This window comes from Arthrobacter sp. UYCu712, assembly GCF_040547005.1.
Lineage (GTDB): Bacteria > Actinomycetota > Actinomycetes > Actinomycetales > Micrococcaceae > Arthrobacter.
Genome location: NZ_JBEPOZ010000016.1, coordinates 21,647 through 39,201, shown reverse-complemented (window position 1 = coordinate 39,201; position 17,555 = coordinate 21,647). Strand labels below are relative to the sequence as shown.

The window sequence follows — 17,555 nt, the reverse complement described above, 5'->3', positions numbered from 1 at the left end:
CGTCGGACTACCGGCCGGCCTTGCTGTAGACCGTCGCAAAGGGCCCGTCGCTCGGGACGATCTGTTTGCCCAGCGGCATGAGGGACACCGGGATGAGCTTGAGGTTGGCGATGGCCAGCGGGATGCCGATGATGGTGATGGCCATGGCGAACGCTGTCACCACATGCCCGACGGCGATCCAGATGCCGGCGACGAGCAGCCAGATAACGTTGCCAAGCAGCGAAAACAGGCCGGCGCCGCCGGGGCGGTCCACCACGGTGCGGCCGAAGGGCCAGAGCGCGTAGGAGGCAATCCGGAAGGACGCGAGCCCCCAGGGAATCGTGACGACGAGCAGGCAGCAGATAATCCCGGCCACGAAGTAACCGATCGCAAGCCACAGCCCGCCGAAGAGCAGCCAGATGATGTTGAGCAAAGTCTTCATGGCTCTATTGTCTCCCGTCCGATGCCCATCCGGCCTAGGGGTAGGCCCTGAACCACCCCTGAATTGGCCTGCACCGTGCCCCGGCGGAAGCCCGCGGCTTTGCGAACCCGGGGATCCGCACAATACTTGAACAATGCCTGCACTCCTGAAGCTTGCCCTGGTCGTCGCCGTCGTTCTGCTTGCAGTCGGCCTTGCCGTGAAAGCCGTGCAATTCCTGCTCTACATCGGGGTCCTGGTCCTGGTGGCCGCAGGCGTCGCGTTCTTCCTGCGCCGCGCGCGCTCCACTCGCTGATGCCGCGGGTCCGGTCCGTCGGATGACCACGGTCGGGGGCGCCATGGGCGCCATTCTGGAAGTCATGACCTGGGTGGGCTTCGTCCTGGGCCTGCCGCTGCTGGCCTGGGGCTGGATCGCCCTCCGGAGGCGCTGTCAATGGACCGAAACCACGGCCCGGGTGTTCAGCGCCGGAGGATTCAAGGGCTACGCGTGGACGGACCACCAGAACGCCGACCACCGCTCCCTCCTGCCGGCCGCAGAATCGCAAGGGCTGGAGGACGGGGCCGACGCCGTGCTCTACTTCGACGTGTGCCACCCCTCCCGGTGGGGGCTGGCACCGCCCAAACCAGAGAACGCGGCCTGGGTCCTCGGCTGGATCCTCACCGGGGTCGGGGCGGTGTCCACGGCCCTGGGTTTCGTGCTGATCTTCCTCGACGGGTCGTCCGGTTAGCCCTGCTTCACCAACGCCGCCTCGACATTGATCTTGACCTTGTCACTGACCAGCAGTCCGCCGGCCTCGAGGGCGGCATTCCAGGTGAGCCCGAATTCCTTGCGGCGAATATCCGCCTCGGCGCTGAAGCCTGCCCGGGTGGCACCGAACGGATCCACCGCGACGCCGGTGAACTCGACTTCGAGGTCCACGGCCTTGGTGACATCGCGGATCGTGAGGTCGCCGGTGAGGACGTAATCCTCGCCGTCGCCCCTGATGGCGGTGGCCCGGAACGTCATCTCCGGAAACTTCTCGACGTCGAAGAAGTCGGGGCCGCGGACGTGGGCGTCGCGATTGGCGTCGCCGGAATCAAAGCTGGCCGTCTTGACGCTGGCGTGCAGGCTGGCATCCGCGAGGGATTCCCGCACCCTGGCCTCGGCAGACGCCTCGTTGAACCGGCCGCGGACCTTACTGATGCCTGCATGGCGGACGCTGAATCCGATCTCGCTGTGGGACATCTCCAGCGTCCAGACGCCGGGGGTCAATCCTTCGGGCAGAGTCACAATGGTCTCCTTCGAGAGGGTGGCGGGCCGGACCCGCCGGGCATTCGGGGTATTCCCCCACCAAGCATGCTAGCGAGGCCGCACCGCTCCCGGCTAGGGACTCCGGACGTCCGGAGCGAACACCGGCCCCGGGCCGGGCCGCGGCGGGCGCGTCGCGGGCCGCGCTTTCGGGCCGCGCTTTGTGGTCCCAGGGTTCGGCGTCTGTTGCCGGACCCGCCCCGGCGTTAGTCTGGCCTGTAAATTCCTAGATTTCACGGAAGCCTGATCCATCCAATGTGAGGAATCGTGGCCGGATCGCTACGCACACGCGGCAAGTTCAGGCTCGGGGCTGCTTTTCTGGCCTTGAGCCTCCTTCTGACCGCCTGCCTCCCCGGCCCCCCGGAGCCCCCGCCGCCCTCCCCCACTGGTTCGCCGCAGCCGACCACGTCCGGGCAATCGGCGGACACCACCGTGCACTTCACGGCCCAGGGGGACATCGGCGTCGGCTCGGGGGCCAAAAAGGTGCTCGACGTCGTCGCCGGCCTCAAGCCGCAGCTGAACCTGGCCCTCGGCGACTTCTCGTACGAGGCCGGAATCGAACAGCAATTCTGCGACATGGTGACCGGCAAACTGGGTACGGACTTCCCCTACCAGCTCGTGACCGGAAACCACGAGAGTGATGGGCACGAAGGGGACATCGAAAACTTCGTCCGCTGCCTTCCCAACAAGCTCCCCGGCCTGCAGGGGGAATACGGAACACAGTGGTACGCGGACGTCCCCGAAAAGAACCCGGTGGTCCGATTCATCCTGGTATCCCCCGGCATCGATTTCCGGAACGGGCCGCTCGATTACTCAAGGGACAGCGATCGGTGGCGCTGGACCACCGACGCCATCGACGGGGCGAGGGCGGAAAACATCCCCTGGACCGTCGTCGGCATGCACGTCCCCTGCTTCAGCCTGGGCAGATATGACTGCCAGGCCGGCGAAGAATTCACCAACATGCTGATCGACAAGAAGGTCGATCTGGTCCTGTCGGGCCATGACCACGTCTATCAGCGGTCGCATCAGCTGGCGACCGGCACCAGCTGCCGGGGCCTGGTGCCGGCATCCTTCTCCGCGAACTGCCTGGCTGATGTGGACAGCAGCACGGTGCAGGGCGCCGGAACTGTGTTCGCAACCATCGGCGTCGGCGGCGTCGGACTCTACGACATCAAAAGCAAGGATCCCGAGATGGGCTACTTTGCGAAGTGGTCCGGCAGGAACCAAAACCCCGCTATGGGTACCCTGGACGTCAACGCCACATCCAGCGACTTGAGTGCCCGGTTTGTTCCCGCCGAGGGGTACAGCCTCACGGACTCCTTCCGGATCCAGCGCAAATAGCTACGCCGGGGCCCACATGCTGATCCAGTCCAGATAGACGTGGCCCTGGGTTTCCGGCGCGGGACAGCCGGTGAGGCATGACTCGGTTTGCAGGATAAAGTGCATCGGCGTCGAAGGTACGTCGGTGGTGCTGGCGCCGAGGGATTGTCCGTCGAGAAAGAATTCAAGGCGCTCCGGGCTCCACTCCGTTGTCGCTATGTGCCACGAGGTAGAGGTAAACGGCACACCCGAATCGAACACCTCAGCATGGTTGGTTCCCGCGTGCGTTGCTCCATAGATGGTCCGGGTGAGCTCCCCCTCCGGGAAGTCGATTTCACCGTCACGCGGCCAGACCCCGCTGTCCGGCCACATGAGCCACGCCGTCTTGAAACCGGCAAGCGAATCGGCCTTGAAGCGGACCGAATAGCGTCCGTACAGGAAGCTGTTGTAGCGCGGCGGATTTGCACTGGCGTTAGGGATTCTGGGCTGCGGTGCAGCGCCCATGGAAATGCCATTTTCGGAATGCAGGTACCAGTCCAGGACACCACCGTGGACACTGAGCACCTTCGACGGGTAGTAGCCGGACTTGCCGCCGCTGATCTGGCCGGCGGTGTCCGGAATCCCGTCCTTGTACCCGGCGCTCCAACGCTCCTGGTAGAGGGGTCCCGGGAAGGCGCCGATCGGGACGTCACCGGCCGTGAAGTCCTCCATAAAGACCTGTCGCCAGCCGGGCAGATCGCCCACAGGGTTCACATCGGTCGTCCGGGTCGGCTTGGGGGTGGCGGCCTGCGGGCTGGCGGTCGGCGTCCGGCTCGAGGTGGACGGCAATGACGTACTCGAGCCGGACGGCGGGGCGGGGCTCGACGTCGGCGGCGAGCCGGACTCCGACCCGAGAGGACTCTGGCTCCGGGGAACCGCGTCTGCCCCGCAGCCCACGAGGGCCAGCACGACGGCAGGAACCAGCACCAACCGGGAATTTCGGAGGCGCCGGTTGCTGCTTCGGGCAACGCCGCCATGACCGGGTGACCTCATCCGGCCAGTCTCGCATGCATCCATCCGTTCGATCAACAGATCTGGCCCCGATTCCGGGGCCCATTCCGGCAGCCCATCACCGAGCCAGGCCGGTCCAGCGCCGCCCCTGGACAGGCCAGAATTTGGGACATTGTAGTTTCAATAAATCCCAAGGTTTCCGAAAGGTAAACGGACCAGTATCTAGCAGGGGGGTTTTTACCCGAATGCTTCTATTCAACAGCGACAAGGCTGCGATTCCCGGTTCGCGGCAGGCCAAGCTGTAGATGGGGCCAAAAAACGTCATTGAGTGGTGAGGCTGATGTCCGTCCCAAATCTCAAACCCAAGATGCACACGCAATCAATACCGCCCCATCTTGGCCCTTCGGTCAGCGTAATTATCCCTACGCTTAATGAGGCGATGAACCTTCCCTGGGTCCTTCGCCGGATGCCGATGTATGTTGACGAAGTTGTGATCGTCGACGGCCGGTCCCTGGACAACACCGTCGACGTCGCCCGCGCACTCCGCCTGGACGTCGTGGTTGTTGCCGAGCCCCGCGCCGGCAAAGGCAACGCGGTGCGGGCAGGATTCGCCGCCGCTTCGGGCGACATCATCGTGATGCTGGACGGTGATGGCAGCATGGATCCGCATGAAATTGGCTGGCTCGTCACCCCGCTCCAGCATGACTACGACTTCGTGAAGGGATCACGCTACGTCACCGGTGGCGGCTCCGATGACCTGACCAAGCTGCGGAGCTCGGGCAACCGGGTGCTGACCCGGCTTGCCAACGCCGTCCTGAAAAGCGATTATTCCGACCTCTGCTACGGATACATCGCACTGCGCCGGGAGTGCGTTGACATCCTGGAGTTGCGGTCCGATGGCTTTGAAATCGAGACGGAGCTGATCGTGCGGGCGGCCAGGGCAGGTCTTCGGATCGCCGAGGTCCCCAGCCACGAACTGTGCCGCATCTCCGGAAAGTCAAACCTCCACACCTTCCGGGACGGATGGCGCGTGCTGCGGACCCTCGCCCGTGAACGCTACACGTGGGAGGCCCCGACCGCCGGAGCCCGGCCGGAGGCGCTGCGACGGGTGAAGTACAAGTATCCGAGTGTCGCGCTGCCGCACATCCCCACAGATCCCCAGAGCGTCCTGGGACTGCGGCGAGGGGCCTAGGATGTCCCAGGCCCCAGGAACACCGACGATTTCCGTAGTTATCTGCACGTACGCAGAAGAGCGGTGGGATCTGCTCATGGGCGCTCTGGACTCGGTCCGTGTCCAGTCGCTTCCGCCGCAGCAGACGATCGTGGTAGTGGACTACAACATGAACCTCTACAAGCGGCTGATCTTCACGGTGCCGGACGTTGTGATTGTCGAAAACAACGGGCCCAAAGGCCTCTCCGGCGCCCGCAATAGCGGGGCCGCAGTCGCGAACGCCAAGGTAGTGGCCTTCCTCGACGACGACGCCGCAGCCGCACCGGATTGGCTCGAACGCATCGTAGCCTTGTACGACGATCCGGATGTCCTGGCGGTGGGCGGCCGTGTCGAGCCACACTGGGCGGCCGGGCGGCCGGCGTACTTTGCCCGGGAACTGGACTGGATCGTCGGCTGCTCTTACCGCGGCCTGCCCAAGGTCGCTGCCGAAGTGCGTAACGTCATCGGCGCGAACATGTCATTCCGTGCCGAGGTCCTGGACCGGGTCGGCGGATTCAATCCGTCACTGGGCCGTCAGGACACTGTCCCCCTCGGGTGTGAAGAGACCGAACTCTGCATCCGGGCGGTCATGGGCGCCCCCGGCTGCAGGGTCGTGTACGAGCCGGCGGCCCTCGTCAACCACCACGTGCCCGCGGAGCGTGGCACGCTGCGGTACATGCTGACGCGGTCCTGGGCCGAGGGCATCTCCAAGGCCCAGGTGAGCCGGGTGGTCGGCCACAAACGTGCCCTCGGCCCCGAACGGCGCTATGTCCGGCAAGTGCTGCCGCGGGCCGTATTCGCCGGCATCCGCGACTGGACCCGAGGCAACGACCCGGCCGGCCTGAGCCGTGCGGGAATCATCATCGTGGTACTCGCGTCCACCGCCGCCGGATACTTGCGCGGCCGCCGCCTGCCCGCCCGACCTGCGGCACCGGAGACCAACCCCGACCCAAAGGACGAGCTGTGGAGGGAAGTCCAGTGAGACACCTTCACCAGCCGCACACCCCGCAGTTCGCCGCTCCGGCAGTCACGACGTCAGAAAGATCCTGCCATGAGCCAGTCTGAACGAGACGTGATTGAGCAGTCCGGCGCCGCCAGCGGGGCCGGATTTGATATCCATGGCATGGTGGGCATCGAGGTGGCACCTGGAACACCCGGCGAGTCGCAGCTGCGGGACATGTTCGCCCCCTTTCTAGGCAAATCCTTGGCTTCCAGGCGGCTCTTCATCACCGAAGAGATCTCGCCGGTCTCCGACCGGTCACACGCCGAAGGCGCCTATCGCTTCACAGCGGATTCGCTGTACATCCCCGCGGACCGCGTCCAGATTATCGAAACGCCACAGGGGTACAGGATCGAAGGCAGCGGTGAGCTGCTGACCGCCGTCATCCCCTTGCTGGACCGGCTTTGCGTCCAGGAAGAGACGGCGATGATCCACGCCGCAGTTGTCGATTTCCGCGGCTCCGGAGTCCTCTTGCCAGCATGGGGCGGGGTGGGCAAAACAAGCACCGTTGCCAAACTGGTAGCCATGCCCGGTGTCCGGTTCATGGCCGATGACTGGGCGTTCCTGGGCGCTGGCGGCATGCTCATGGGCTACGCGAAACCAATGTTCATCAAGCCACACCACCGGGCCATCTATCCCGCACTGTTCCACGGAACGCGCAAGCCGTTGGCCCCGGGCTGGCTCACCACCCCCGTGGCCCATCTGGCGACGACTGTCCACCCCGTGATCGTGCGTTACCCGAAGACAGCCGCGTTCACCAGGCGCTGGTCCCCCGAACACCGGATGGTGCACCCGGAACAGGTTTTCGGCGCGGACCGGATCTCATCAGCTGCGCCGGCGCAGCTGGCGATCTTCCTTGAGCGCTTCGACGGCACCGAAGCGCAGCTCGAACCGCGCAGTGCCGACTGGATGACGTCCCGCATCGTCGGGAACTTCCATTCCGAACTCCCGATGGTGTCCCGCCGGCTCGTAGAAGCCTTGGGCGCGTCGGGACTGGTCCCCCTGGAGGAACATTTCGGGGCAAAGGCCACCGTTGTGCGGCGCGCCCTTGAAGGCGTGCCGTGCTCACTGCTTCGCCTCCCTGTCCAGTGGTCCGCTGACCGGACCTCTGATTTCGTCGCGAACGTTGTGTGTTCAAAGCTCGACGAGTGAGGTGGACTGACGTGGTCGAACTCGAAGTGTCGGTGGTCGTTCCGGCGCGGAACGCCGCCGCTTGGCTTGGTGAGTGTCTGGAGTCCATCACGGGTCAGGGTCCCCGCGAACTGATCGTGGTCGATGGCTGTTCAACCGACGACACGATCAAGATCGCCCGCTCCTTCGGTGCGCAGGTCATCTCCGACGAGGGCCGCGGCTTGCCGGCCGCACGAATGCTGGGGGTCAAGAACGCCCGTTGCGACATCGTCACCCTCATTGACGCCGACGTCGTCCTCCCGCCAGGCAGCCTCGGCCGGCTTCTGGGTGAATTCGAAACCGGCGGCTTCGACGGCCTGCAGTTCGGCCTGGCAAGCGAGTCCGACGGGCCCGGGTACTGGGGGTCGGCCCTGGCCTGGCACCACAATCACAGCCGGGTGCGGTCCTGGTTCGGTGTCTGCGCCACGATCATGCGCCGCGACCTGCTACTTTCGGTCGGCTTCGATGATTCCTTCCGCTCGGGCGAGGACATCGAACTGCGGATCCGCCTGCAGAAGGCCGGCTACCGGCTGGGCGTGTCACCCACGACCGTGGTCCGGCACCGGTTCACCGACACCTTTGACGGGGCCCGCGACCAATGGGAGCAGGACGGCGCCGGAATGGCCCGGACAATCCGCAAACATCCGGCCCGCGCCGGATGGATAGTGGCGCTCCCCCTGCTGGCCACGGTGCGAGGCGTGGGCATGTCCTTGGTTCGTGCGCCCCGGTATCTGTTCTACTGGCCCGGTTTCCTCCTCTATAACTACCGGTCCATGATCGGCGAGATCCTGCGCCCGGCGGGCCAGCCCCTTTCGGTCGGTGGAAACGCCGCGTGGCTCGCGGCTGCCAGGGTGGCCCCGATGGTCACGGGTTTCCTCTTCTGGGCCATGGTCGCCCTCGTCCTTTCCCCCGCCCAGACCGGGCTCGGATCCGCCGTGGTGTCCGCGGCGCTCCTGACCGTGCAATTGGGTATGTTTGGCGTCGGACCTGCCACGTTGACCCTCCTGCCTGCCGAACCGGACGGCGGCCGCCGCCTCATTGCCACCAGCCTGCTGACTGTAGGGACCTTCTCCCTCGCGGTGGCCGGAGGGCTTGCCGCGATAACCGGCTACTTCGGTTCGGGAGTCGGCGCGGCCTGGAACAATCCCGTGGTCACGGTCCTGTTCCTCGCCACAGCCGTGTCCGGCGCCGTCGCCTATCAGCTCGACCACATCGGCGTGGCCCAGGAGCGCGCCGACCGTGCACTTCGCCGCAGCATCGTCCAGAGCATTGTGCAGCTCTCGGTGCTGGCACTCGCTTTCACGTTCGGAATCCACGAAGTGTCGGTTGTTGTAGGCGCCGTGGCGACCGGGACCGTGGCCAGCGTGGTGGTGGGGCTGCGCCAGCTCCGCCGCGCCAAGGCCGCCCCCGACTGGCGGCATGGGCTGCGGCACCCGCTCGCCCTGAAGCTCCTTAAGCCCGGGCTCCCGAACCACGCTCTGATGCTTGCCGACCGCGCCCCCGGCTACCTGCTTCCCCTCATCGTCGCGGCCACGCTGGGCCCGGCACCGACCGCAGCCTGGTACATCGTGTGGATGATGGCTTCGGCAGTGTTCTTCGTGCCGCAGTCGGCCGGTTTCTCCCTTCAGACGGCTTTGGCAAGATCGCGTGAGCGGCCCGGCCTGGTCGCTTCCGCCCTCCGGGCCAGCCTTCTGCTGACGCTGGTGGCCGGCGGCCTGCTCATTTTTGCCGGACCCCTCCTGCTGCGTTTCCTTGGACCGGACTACGCATCGGCCTCGGCGCTCATTCCCATCCTCGTCCCCGCGGTCCTCCTGAGCTGCATCACCCAGGTGTACTACGGGCTGTGCCGGGCCCAGGGGCGGCTCTTGGAATCCACGGCAGTCGCCGCGGCGGCCGCAGTCCTTGTGCTGGTGCCGGCTCCCGCCGTTGCCCACCTATACGGGCTCACCGGCATTTCCATGCTGTGGTCCCTGGCGCAGGCTGCAGTGGCGCTGATCGCAAGCTGGCGCCTGATAGCCCTGACTCACGTCAAGGCTTCCTCCGGTGCCGTACAGATTCGTTCGTCGGCGAACCAGGAACCGACCGGAATGGAGACACCATGACACATAAGTCGACAGCAATCGCACCCGCCGCCACCGCGCACGGCGTGACGGACGCTTTGCACCGCGGCGGCGGGAGGCCGCCGGCCGCCGCCGGTCCGCGGGTGACGCCCGCGTGGCACGTCGCCGCCCTCGCCGGGCTCGCCGCAGCATGCCTGATTCTCGGTATCTGGAGCCTGGCCAGCGTCGATCCGTTGCAGATCGGGGGTGCCGGCCTGATCGGCGCGCTGCCGCCCGCCTATTTCGTGGCCCTCGCCCTGATTATCGTGGGATTCGTCGCTTCGCTGAGCCTTCCCCAGGTGAAGCCGGTCTTGCTGACCTGGCAGATCCTTGTCACGGTAATAATCCTGCACGGAGCCGGGCCGATCATCCACGGCCTCCCCCGGCTTGAAGCCAGCTACCGGCACCTGGGGATTGCCGACTACATAGCCCAGTCCGGACAGCTGGACCCGAACCTGGACGCCTACTTTAGCTGGCCGGGCTTCTTTGACCTGCTGGGAATGCTATCAGGGGCAACCGGCGTGAAGGACCTCATGGCCGTCGCGACATGGTCGCCCGTCGCAATCAACGTAATCCTCCTGGCCCCGCTGTTGGCGCTGGCCACACGGCTGACATCCCACCGCCGCCACGCATGGGCGGCCGTCTGGCTCTTCTATCTGACCAGTTGGGTGGGCCAGGACTACCTGGCGCCGCAGGCCTACGCCTTTGTGCTCCTTGTGGCCCTCCTCGCCTGCATCCTCAATACCTTTACCGGGTGGGCGTGGCGGACGGACCGGGACGGTCTTGGCAGCGCACTGTCCCGGATCACCAGAAAGCTGGACACCGCCGCTCCGCAGCCGGGCCTCGACGGGACGTCCCGGGAAACCACGGCGGTCCTCGTCGTTGTTTGTGCGGTACTCCTCGTGGCCATGACGGTGTCGCACCAGCTGACGCCCTTTGCGGCCATCCCCATCGTGGCGGCCTTCCTGCTGACGGGACGGTTGCGGCTACGCTTCCTCCCCGTGCTGACGGTGATGCTGCCGGTGGGGTGGCTCGTTTTTGCGGCATCGAGCTATTTCCAGGGGCACCAAGAGCAACTGTTCGGCTCGATCGGGGACATTGGGGCCAACACCTTAGGCAGCTTGAGCTCGAGGGTATCCGGCAGCGACTCCCACATGTTTGTCGTTTACCTGCGGCTGGCCGAGGTGGCGCTGCTGTGGGTGCTGGCTGTCGTGGGGGCCGTGGTGGGCCGCCGGCGCGGGGCGCCTTGGCTCACGGCAGCGGTCGGAGCGCTGGCCCTGTTGGTCCTCGTCCCGGTCCAGCCATATGGCGGCGAGCTGCTGCTGCGGCTCTACCTGTTCAGCCTTCCGTTCGTGGCCTGCCTGGCCGTGCTGCCGCTGATGTCGGACAAGCCGAACGGTCCGGGCTGGCGGCGCGGCATTGCCCTGGTGCTGCTGGGGGCTGTCTTCGCCACGGCCACCGTGGTGACCAGATACGGCAACGACATCATGGAGAGCTTCACCACGGACCAAGTCGCCCTGGTGAACCGTCTGTATGAGACCGCGCCCGCCGGGTCCGTTCTGATCGAGGCCGTGCGCAACACACCTTGGAAGTTCCAGCACTACGCCGGATACGACTACCGGGCGCTGGTTCCGGCCGAGCCCAGGCCCGGCGCGAGCCCGCTGACGTGTGACGCCGCCAACGAGATTGCCGCGCGGTCCGGGGCCTATTTGATCGTCACTATCAGCCAGCTACACGCCGCGGAACTCCGCGGTTCAACCCCGACAGGAGACCTTCAGAAATTTGTCGCGACGTGCGGCAACAGCGCCGGCTGGACGAGGGTTTCCGAGAACAACGACGGCGTGATTTTCCACATTGAAGGAGCTCGAAATGGCAATTGAACGCCGATACGTGAGCTACGCGACGGCCGCCGTCGCAATAGCGTCCATCCCGCTCTCATTCTTCGGTCCCGAGGGCCTCCGTCTGGCCTTCATAGGGCTGCTGATGCTCTCGGGTCCGGGAACGGCGCTGGTCCTGCTGCTCCGGTTCGCCCCCCAGCCCTCCGAGCAGAGCGGCGGCGCGCTTCCCCTCGTCATCGCCATAGCCATCGCCTTCAGTCTCGCGATGTCAACGCTCGTCTCGACGGCAATGATTTACGCACACCTCTGGTCACCCCCGGTCGGTGTGTGCCTCCTGTCCCTCCTCACGCTTGGTCTGCTGGCAGTGGAGGCCAAGCGGTCGCGGGGCTCTTTGGCAGGTGCGAAATGATTGCCTTCCTGACGGGTTTGGCCGCCATCACTTCGCTTGTGACCTGCGACGTGTTGCGGGAAATGAACCCCAACAAAGCACTTCCCCGGACCGCGCTGTACGCGACGGCGGCTCTTCTGTGCGTAGTAAGTGTCTCGGTAATAGCGCAGCTGATGCGCCTTCTCTAAGCGGCGCCAGCCTGCCCATGCCGCTGGGCTTGTCCGCAAACGACGGACTACATCCACAACTGATCCTGAGAGTGAATCAAATGAGAACAGTAAAAGCGCTCAGCACCGCAGGGACGTTAGGGCTGCTCGTCGCCGGTTCCCTGGTTTTCGGTTCCGCGCCGGCGGCAACCGCTGCCATCTGCGAGCCCTCGCCGTCAAACACCTTTCCGGGAACCGCCGTAATGGACACCAGCTTTGAAGCAGGCGGCTTCTGCGGCTTCACTCCGACTTTGGGCGGAGACGGCACGGCGACCGTTTCGGGCACCCAGAAACACACCGGAACCAAGTCGGCCAAGTTGCATGTGACCGACACTTCCGGCTCGCTCGCAAACCTTTCCATGCCGTTCACTACGGCCACCAAAACCGCTTACGCCGACGGCTGGTTCAACATCACCGTCGCCGGAGTCGCAGGCAACGATGTTCCCTATTTCCGCTTCTTCTCTGGCACAACCCGGATTGCCGATGTCTACCGGTACAACAGCAACGGCCAGCTGTGGCTGCGGGTCACGTCGCCCACCGGGTTCGTCTACACGAAGCTGACGTCCGGGAGCATCACCCTGAACGCCTGGCACCGCGTGGGCATGCGGGTTACGACGAACGGCTCCAAATCAACGGTCCAGGTGTGGTTCGACAACACGCTGAAATACTCCAGCAGTGCGGTCAACATCAATGCCACAAGCCTGAGCAAGGTCCAGTTGGGGGCCGAGCACAACCGGCAGAAGGGCGATGAGTACATCGATGACGTGATCATCAAGCGCTCATAACCCTGCGCCGTAGCAGCAGGAGACGGCAACAAAAGGAGCGGCGGCCGGGCAGTCCCCCGGCCGCCGCTCCTGTGCCCGCGTCCTGAAAGCCTTACGCGGACTTCGCGGACTTCGCGGATTTCACGAACGCTCGGATCTTGGCCAGGTCCTTCACCCCGCGGGTTGATTCGACACCGGAGGACACGTCAACGCCCCAGGCACCGGCCTTGGCCGCCGCCTCGCCAACATTGGCGGGATCCAGGCCGCCGGCCAGCAGCCAGTCCCGGCCCGCCAGCCCCTTGGCCCGGACTGACGAATAGTCCCACGCCTCCCCGGAACCGGGCACTGCGGCGTCGATCAGCAGCAGATCCTCGCCCCAGCTGGCGAACGCCTCCGCGGCGGCGTCCATGGTCACTGCCCGGATGACTTTCAACCCGGCATCGTGCACGGCCTGCACGTCCCCCCTGATGCGGTCGCCGTGCAACTGGACCCACTCCAGCCCGGCGCGCCGGGCCAGGCCGACGGCCGCCGTCGCGGTCTCGTGCCGGAAGACGCCGACCGCGGCCACCCGGCCGGGAACGTCGGCGAGGAGTTCCCGGGCCCGGGCGGGGGTCACCTCGCGCGGGCTGGGCGTGAGCACGAACCCGACGGCGTCTGCCCCGGCCTCGACCGCGGCCCGGACCGACTCGGGGGTACTGAGGCCGCACACTTTGACGAACATTCGGCTCCTTCCGCCATGCCTCTGACTCTGACTTTGACTTTGACTCTGTCTCCGACGTTAGCAACTCGCGGCGGGCCGCGCCGACGTCACGTGGCTGTTGTCCCGTCGTCCTGCTGCCGTTCGCCCTGGCCGGCCGCTGCTTCCGGGATCGGCGGATAGGCTGGGGAGATGGAGATCATCCGCTTTGCCGAGCTGAAAGCCCAACCCTGGCGAAATGGCGGCGGGGTGACCCGGGACGTGGCCAGCCGTCCAAAGCCCGGCGCGGAGCCCGGAGCCGCGGATGCCGGCACGGCGCAGGACGGCGCCTGGGACTGGCGGGTCAGCATCGCCGAGGTCTCCAAGGCCGGCGCCTTCTCCGCCTTTCCCGGAATGGACCGCGTCCTGACCGTGATCGAGGGTGAACTGCTGCTCCTGAGCGTCGACGGCGCGGAACATCCACTCGAGAAATACCGCCCGTTCCGGTTCAGTGGCGCAGCCGACGCGGCCGGCGCCCTGCCCACGGGCGACATCCGCGACCTGAACGTCTTCACCCGGACCGGTTCCTTCAAGGGGTACACGTCCATCATCGAGCTTTCCAAGAAGCGCGCCCATCCCGTCTTCGAGGGCCAGTTCGGCATTTTGCTGCAGGGCCAGGCCACGGCCAGCCTCGGTGACGCGGAGCCTGAAGCAGCCGGACCGGAGACGCTGAACCGCTACGACGCCGTCGTCGGCTCCGATACCGCCACACCGGAAATCCTGGGCCGCGGCTTCCTCGCCGTCGTGTCTATCGACCGCCTACCTGGGTAACGGGCAGCCCGTCCTTCGCCCGCACCCGGGCGGCGCCCACACCCACCGAATCCCCGGACAGCCGCTGCGCGAGCCAGATGGGGACGATTGAAACAACTATCAGGACCACGGCCACGACGTTGACCACCGGTGCCTGGTTGGGCCGGAAGAGGTTCTGCAGGATCCAGATCGGAAGGCTCGGCCCGGCCGTAGAGCCGCTGGGCGTGGGCTGCGTCGAAGATGTTGGAGGTGCCGACAAAGTTGGCCACAAACGTCCCGCCCGGGCGGTCGTAGATCCCGTGCGCCGTGCCGATCTGCTGCAGGCTGCCGTTGTTGAAAACGCCGATCCGGTCACTCATGGTCAGCGCCTCCTCCTGGTCGTGGGTGACGAAGATGAAGGTGATGCCCAGGGACCGCTGCAGTTCCTTCAGCTCCACCTGCATCTGCTGCCGCAGCTTCAGGTCCAGGGCCCCCAGCGGCTCGTCCACGAGGGCCCGGGCCAGCGCCACCCGCTGGCGCCGGCCGCCGGAGAGCTGCGCGGGTTTGCGGCTGACGAATTTGCCCAGCTGCACGCGTTCCAGCGCTTCGCGGGCCCGTTCGTGGCGCTGCTTTTTGCCCATGCCGCGCACGCGGAGGCCGTAGGCGACGTTGTCCACGAGGGACATGTGCGGAAAGAGCGCATAGTCCTGGAAGCCGGTGTTGAGGTCGCGCTCGAACGGCGCCATTCCGGTGACGTCTTTCCCGTCGAGCTCAATGCTGCCGGCGGCGGGCACTTCGAATCCGGCGATCAGCCCGCAGCACCGTGGTCTTGCCCGAGCCCGAGGGCCCGAGCATGGAGACGAATTCCCCCTGCCGGACGTCGAGGTCGACGCCGTTCACGGCGACGGTGTCGCCGAACACCTTGACATGGAACACGTGGACGCCCTGGCCAACTTCAGCGCCAACTCCATCAGCCGCTACGTCAGGGCGGAATGGTTCCGGATCCCGGTGGAAACCGGGCAGGCCCACGCCACCGGACCGTACATGGATTTCCTCTGCACGGACGAATACGTCCTGACTTTCACGCACCCGGTCTTCTGCCGTCCGGACGGGCCGGTGGCCGGAATCGTGGGCATTGACGTCACGGTGCAGCGGCTCGAGCGCGGGGCCATGGCGCTCCTGCGCCGGATCGGGGACCGGGCCACGCTCGCGAGCCCCGACGGCAGGGCCATCGTCTCCGCGGCCGCGGACATCGCCGCGGGCGACCTCGCCGCCGCCGGGGATCAGTGCAACGTCTACCCGGTGGGGCGGAGGTTCAAGATCTGGAGTTCAGCCACCGCGCTCTGAGGCGTGTTCCGGCGGGTTCGCTGCCCGGTGCGCGGGTTGCTATTCTGGATTCCAAGGCCCCTTTCACCGGGCCTCCGGACGACGGTTCAGTACCCGGCACGCGACAAGACTGGCCACAGGAGCTTTCATGCCGTGGTTAATTCTTATCCTTTCCGGAGCCCTCGAAGCAGTCTGGGCCGCGGCCCTGCACCGGACCGCCCAGGCCAAGGGCCGCCGCCGGCTGGTCCCGGCCCTCGTCTTCCTCGTTTCCGTCATCGCGAGCACAGGTGGCCTCGCGGTCGCCATGCAGTCCATCCCCACCGGAACGGCCTACGCCGTGTGGGTGGGGGTCGGCGTCGTCCTGACGTCCGGCTACGCGATGATCGCCAGAGTTGAACGCGCCACCGCAGCGCGGATCCTGTTGCTCATCGGAATCGCGGCCTGCGTCGCCGGGCTGAAGCTGGTGGCATGACCATGGCGAAATCAACTGCAATGTCGTGGACCATCCTGCTGGCCTCCGCCGTGCTGGAGGCAGTCTGGGCCACCGCCCTGGGGCTTTCCGACGGCTTCACCCGGGCACTGCCCACCCTCACCTTCGCCATCACCGCCGCGCTCAGCCTGGCGGGACTCGGGCTGGCCGTGAAGCGCATCCCGCTCGGGACCGCGTATGCCGTCTGGGTGGGGATCGGCGCGGCCCTGACGGTCGGCTGGGCGATGGCGACCGGCGTCGAGCCTGCCAGCCCCGTGAAACTGCTCTTCATCGCCGGGATCGTGGGCTGCGCGGCAGGACTGAAACTGCTTCCGGCCGGGGACCAGCCAGTCCCGCCAGCAGGGCAGTCGCCGTCCGCCGCGGAATCTCCCCACGTCTGAGCCAGTACGACGGCGTGTCCCCCGCGACGCGCCGTCGGTCCGGCCACGCCACCGTCAAAGGCGTGCAGAATCTTCGGCCGGGCCGCAACCGCGGCGGAATACTCCTGCTCCGGGCGCGGTTCTTCGCAGGGACGGCACTTCCCGGCAGCACAGACAGCGAATGGAGACCCAGATGACGGCAGCATCAGTCCAGCTCGGCGACGGACTAGGAGTCAGCCCGCTCGGATTCGGAGGTATGGCCCTGACCCCGGTGTACGGCGACGTGGACCCGGCCGAGGCCCTGCGGACCCTGCATCACGCGGTGGATGCCGGCGTCAGCTTCATCGACACGGCGGACATCTACGGCGGGGGCGGCAACGAGGAGCTGATTGCCCAGCTGCTCAAGGAACGCCGCGGCGAAGTCCAGCTGGCCACCAAGTTCGGGCTCGTGGGTACACCGTCGGCCGGCTACACGGACATCCGGGGCGACGCCGACTACGTGCGGCAGGCCGTGGACCGCAGCCTGCAACGGCTGGGCACCGACTCGATCGACCTGTACTACATGCACCGCCGCGACCTCCGCGTTCCGATTGTGGAAACCGTGGAGGCCATGGCGGGGCTGGTGCAGGCCGGAAAGGTGCGGCATCTCGGCCTGTCAGAGGTGACGGCCGAGGAGCTGCGTGAAGCCAGCAGCATCCACCCGATCGCCGCGGTCCAGAGCGAATGGTCCATCTGGAGCCGCGATGTGGAACGCAACGTGGTTCCTGCCGCGGCCGAACTCGGGGTGGGCTTTGTGCCCTACTCGCCGCTGGGCCGGGGATTCCTCACCGGCACAGTGGACGCCTCAACGCTGGGCAGCAACGACTTCCGCCGCAACATCCCGCGCTTCGCCGCGGCCGCCGCCGACGCCAACCAGGATGTGGTGGCCACCGTGCGGGCTGTCGCTGCGGAACTGAACGTTTCCGGGCGGGCCGCAACTCCCGCCCAGGTGGCGCTGGCCTGGCTGCTCGCGCAGGGCCGGAAGCTCGGACTGCCTGTGGTCCCCATCCCCGGCACGCGGCAGGCGGACCGGATCGATGAAAATCTGGGCGCCCTGGCGCTCGACTTCACCCCAGCGCAACTGGAGAAACTCGACGCCGCCGCGGACGCCGTCGTCGGCTCCCGCTCCGCGGACCCCAACTGGGTATCCGAGGGCCGTGAATAGCGCCTCCGTAGACTGAAGCC

Annotated in this window: 21 protein-coding genes and 1 riboswitch; of the genes, 15 read left to right on the top strand and 6 right to left on the bottom strand. The window is 66.4% G+C overall.

Annotation, left to right across the window (positions count from 1 at the left end; translation table 11 throughout):
• Positions 1-7 precede the first annotated feature (7 nt).
• The gene (locus tag ABIB51_RS15280) at positions 8-421 is read right to left on the bottom strand and encodes a YccF domain-containing protein (protein WP_354189457.1); all 414 of its coding nucleotides are present in this window, start codon (positions 419-421) and stop codon (positions 8-10) included.
• A 133-nt stretch (positions 422-554) separates the two neighbouring features.
• Here ABIB51_RS15280 and ABIB51_RS15275 point away from each other — a divergent pair, with 133 nt between their 5' ends.
• Both ABIB51_RS15275 and ABIB51_RS15270 read left to right on the top strand, forming a co-directional pair.
• Complete coding sequence (locus ABIB51_RS15275; RefSeq protein WP_354189455.1) at positions 555-713, top strand: hypothetical protein; 159 nt, start codon at positions 555-557, stop codon at positions 711-713.
• 22 nt (positions 714-735) lie between these two features.
• A complete protein-coding gene (locus ABIB51_RS15270; protein ID WP_354189454.1) occupies positions 736-1,146 on the top strand; it encodes a hypothetical protein in 411 nt (136 codons plus the stop codon).
• On the opposite strand, the gene ABIB51_RS15265 is transcribed toward ABIB51_RS15270, so the two are convergent.
• Positions 1,143-1,688 (bottom strand): YceI family protein, encoded by a 546-nt coding sequence (locus ABIB51_RS15265; RefSeq protein ID WP_354189452.1) that lies wholly within the window; start codon positions 1,686-1,688, stop codon positions 1,143-1,145. The genes ABIB51_RS15270 and ABIB51_RS15265 overlap by 4 nt on opposite strands.
• Before the next feature lie 285 nt (positions 1,689-1,973).
• Between ABIB51_RS15265 and ABIB51_RS15260 the strand changes: the two genes are divergently transcribed.
• Positions 1,974-3,047 carry a metallophosphoesterase gene (locus tag ABIB51_RS15260; protein ID WP_354189450.1) on the top strand — a complete coding sequence of 358 codons (1,074 nt, stop codon included), beginning with the start codon at positions 1,974-1,976 and terminating at the stop codon, positions 3,045-3,047.
• On the opposite strand, the gene ABIB51_RS15255 is transcribed toward ABIB51_RS15260, so the two are convergent.
• Complete coding sequence (locus tag ABIB51_RS15255) at positions 3,048-4,058, bottom strand: glycoside hydrolase family 16 protein (RefSeq protein WP_354189448.1); 1,011 nt, start codon at positions 4,056-4,058, stop codon at positions 3,048-3,050.
• A 325-nt stretch (positions 4,059-4,383) separates the two neighbouring features.
• Between ABIB51_RS15255 and ABIB51_RS15250 the strand changes: the two genes are divergently transcribed.
• The 7 genes from ABIB51_RS15250 to ABIB51_RS15220 all read left to right on the top strand — a co-directional run bounded on the left by ABIB51_RS15250 (position 4,384) and on the right by ABIB51_RS15220 (position 12,712).
• Positions 4,384-5,208, top strand: coding sequence for a glycosyltransferase family 2 protein (locus ABIB51_RS15250; protein WP_354189553.1), 825 nt, complete (start codon positions 4,384-4,386; stop codon positions 5,206-5,208).
• A gap of 1 nt (position 5,209) precedes the next feature.
• Complete coding sequence (locus ABIB51_RS15245; RefSeq protein ID WP_354189446.1) at positions 5,210-6,208, top strand: glycosyltransferase family 2 protein; 999 nt, start codon at positions 5,210-5,212, stop codon at positions 6,206-6,208.
• Between the two features lie 69 nt (positions 6,209-6,277).
• On the top strand, positions 6,278-7,378 hold the full coding sequence (locus tag ABIB51_RS15240; protein WP_354189444.1) for a hypothetical protein: 1,101 nt from the start codon (positions 6,278-6,280) through the stop codon (positions 7,376-7,378).
• The gene (locus ABIB51_RS15235) at positions 7,375-9,498 is read left to right on the top strand and encodes a glycosyltransferase (protein ID WP_354189442.1); all 2,124 of its coding nucleotides are present in this window, start codon (positions 7,375-7,377) and stop codon (positions 9,496-9,498) included. The genes ABIB51_RS15240 and ABIB51_RS15235 overlap by 4 nt, the downstream gene beginning before the upstream one ends.
• Positions 9,495-11,375: a hypothetical protein gene (locus ABIB51_RS15230; protein WP_354189440.1), complete on the top strand. Its 1,881-nt coding sequence runs from the start codon at positions 9,495-9,497 to the stop codon at positions 11,373-11,375. The genes ABIB51_RS15235 and ABIB51_RS15230 overlap by 4 nt, the downstream gene beginning before the upstream one ends.
• A complete protein-coding gene (locus tag ABIB51_RS15225) occupies positions 11,365-11,742 on the top strand; it encodes a hypothetical protein (protein ID WP_354189438.1) in 378 nt (125 codons plus the stop codon). Before ABIB51_RS15230 ends, ABIB51_RS15225 begins: the two co-directional genes overlap by 11 nt.
• A 247-nt stretch (positions 11,743-11,989) precedes the next feature.
• On the top strand, positions 11,990-12,712 hold the full coding sequence (locus ABIB51_RS15220; protein WP_354189436.1) for a hypothetical protein: 723 nt from the start codon (positions 11,990-11,992) through the stop codon (positions 12,710-12,712).
• 91 nt (positions 12,713-12,803) lie between these two features.
• Here the strand turns inward: ABIB51_RS15220 and ABIB51_RS15215 are convergent, their stop codons facing one another.
• Positions 12,804-13,412, bottom strand: coding sequence for a phosphoribosylanthranilate isomerase (locus ABIB51_RS15215; RefSeq protein ID WP_354189434.1), 609 nt, complete (start codon positions 13,410-13,412; stop codon positions 12,804-12,806).
• A 168-nt stretch (positions 13,413-13,580) separates the two neighbouring features.
• Between ABIB51_RS15215 and ABIB51_RS15210 the strand changes: the two genes are divergently transcribed.
• Positions 13,581-14,198, top strand: coding sequence for a HutD/Ves family protein (locus ABIB51_RS15210; protein ID WP_354189432.1), 618 nt, complete (start codon positions 13,581-13,583; stop codon positions 14,196-14,198).
• On the opposite strand, the gene ABIB51_RS15205 is transcribed toward ABIB51_RS15210, so the two are convergent.
• Together ABIB51_RS15205 and ABIB51_RS23265 are read right to left on the bottom strand one after the other, a co-directional pair.
• Positions 14,105-14,950, bottom strand: a complete 846-nt coding sequence (locus ABIB51_RS15205) for an ABC transporter ATP-binding protein (protein WP_502916146.1) — start codon at positions 14,948-14,950, stop codon at positions 14,105-14,107. The genes ABIB51_RS15210 and ABIB51_RS15205 overlap by 94 nt on opposite strands.
• Positions 14,928-15,092, bottom strand: a complete 165-nt coding sequence (locus ABIB51_RS23265; RefSeq protein WP_502916145.1) for an ATP-binding cassette domain-containing protein — start codon at positions 15,090-15,092, stop codon at positions 14,928-14,930. Before ABIB51_RS23265 ends, ABIB51_RS15205 begins: the two co-directional genes overlap by 23 nt.
• On the opposite strand from ABIB51_RS23265, the gene ABIB51_RS15200 reads away from it, so the two are divergent.
• From ABIB51_RS15200 to ABIB51_RS15185, 4 genes are all read left to right on the top strand, one after another.
• The gene (locus ABIB51_RS15200) at positions 15,084-15,503 is read left to right on the top strand and encodes a PDC sensor domain-containing protein (RefSeq protein ID WP_354189430.1); all 420 of its coding nucleotides are present in this window, start codon (positions 15,084-15,086) and stop codon (positions 15,501-15,503) included. The genes ABIB51_RS23265 and ABIB51_RS15200 overlap by 9 nt on opposite strands.
• A gap of 50 nt (positions 15,504-15,553) precedes the next feature.
• A riboswitch (guanidine-III (ykkC-III) riboswitch) is annotated at positions 15,554-15,621 on the top strand.
• Positions 15,622-15,630: 9 nt separating this feature from the next.
• Positions 15,631-15,954: a DMT family transporter gene (locus tag ABIB51_RS15195; protein WP_354189428.1), complete on the top strand. Its 324-nt coding sequence runs from the start codon at positions 15,631-15,633 to the stop codon at positions 15,952-15,954.
• A gap of 2 nt (positions 15,955-15,956) precedes the next feature.
• Complete coding sequence (locus ABIB51_RS15190; protein ID WP_354189551.1) at positions 15,957-16,352, top strand: DMT family transporter; 396 nt, start codon at positions 15,957-15,959, stop codon at positions 16,350-16,352.
• A gap of 160 nt (positions 16,353-16,512) precedes the next feature.
• A complete protein-coding gene (locus tag ABIB51_RS15185; protein WP_502916144.1) occupies positions 16,513-17,535 on the top strand; it encodes an aldo/keto reductase in 1,023 nt (340 codons plus the stop codon).
• The last annotated feature ends 20 nt before the right edge of the window (positions 17,536-17,555 follow it).

Excerpts from the sequence above, each read along its gene's own strand:
- ABIB51_RS15280 (WP_354189457.1), bottom strand. The coding sequence starts at position 421 with ATGAAGACTTTGCTCAACATCATCTGGCTGCTCTTCGGCGGGCTGTGG.
- ABIB51_RS15275 (WP_354189455.1), top strand. The coding sequence starts at position 555 with ATGCCTGCACTCCTGAAGCTTGCCCTGGTCGTCGCCGTCGTTCTGCTT.
- ABIB51_RS15270 (WP_354189454.1), top strand. The coding sequence starts at position 736 with ATGACCACGGTCGGGGGCGCCATGGGCGCCATTCTGGAAGTCATGACC.
- ABIB51_RS15255 (WP_354189448.1), bottom strand. The coding sequence starts at position 4,058 with ATGAGGTCACCCGGTCATGGCGGCGTTGCCCGAAGCAGCAACCGGCGC.
- ABIB51_RS15250 (WP_354189553.1), top strand. The coding sequence starts at position 4,384 with ATGCACACGCAATCAATACCGCCCCATCTTGGCCCTTCGGTCAGCGTA.
- ABIB51_RS15245 (WP_354189446.1), top strand. The coding sequence starts at position 5,210 with ATGTCCCAGGCCCCAGGAACACCGACGATTTCCGTAGTTATCTGCACG.
- ABIB51_RS15240 (WP_354189444.1), top strand. The coding sequence starts at position 6,278 with ATGAGCCAGTCTGAACGAGACGTGATTGAGCAGTCCGGCGCCGCCAGC.
- ABIB51_RS15230 (WP_354189440.1), top strand. The coding sequence starts at position 9,495 with ATGACACATAAGTCGACAGCAATCGCACCCGCCGCCACCGCGCACGGC.
- ABIB51_RS15225 (WP_354189438.1), top strand. The coding sequence starts at position 11,365 with ATGGCAATTGAACGCCGATACGTGAGCTACGCGACGGCCGCCGTCGCA.
- ABIB51_RS15220 (WP_354189436.1), top strand. The coding sequence starts at position 11,990 with ATGAGAACAGTAAAAGCGCTCAGCACCGCAGGGACGTTAGGGCTGCTC.
- ABIB51_RS15215 (WP_354189434.1), bottom strand. The coding sequence starts at position 13,412 with ATGTTCGTCAAAGTGTGCGGCCTCAGTACCCCCGAGTCGGTCCGGGCC.
- ABIB51_RS15210 (WP_354189432.1), top strand. The coding sequence starts at position 13,581 with ATGGAGATCATCCGCTTTGCCGAGCTGAAAGCCCAACCCTGGCGAAAT.
- ABIB51_RS15200 (WP_354189430.1), top strand. The coding sequence starts at position 15,084 with ATGGAACACGTGGACGCCCTGGCCAACTTCAGCGCCAACTCCATCAGC.
- ABIB51_RS15195 (WP_354189428.1), top strand. The coding sequence starts at position 15,631 with ATGCCGTGGTTAATTCTTATCCTTTCCGGAGCCCTCGAAGCAGTCTGG.
- ABIB51_RS15190 (WP_354189551.1), top strand. The coding sequence starts at position 15,957 with ATGGCGAAATCAACTGCAATGTCGTGGACCATCCTGCTGGCCTCCGCC.
- ABIB51_RS15185 (WP_502916144.1), top strand. The coding sequence starts at position 16,513 with ATGGAGACCCAGATGACGGCAGCATCAGTCCAGCTCGGCGACGGACTA.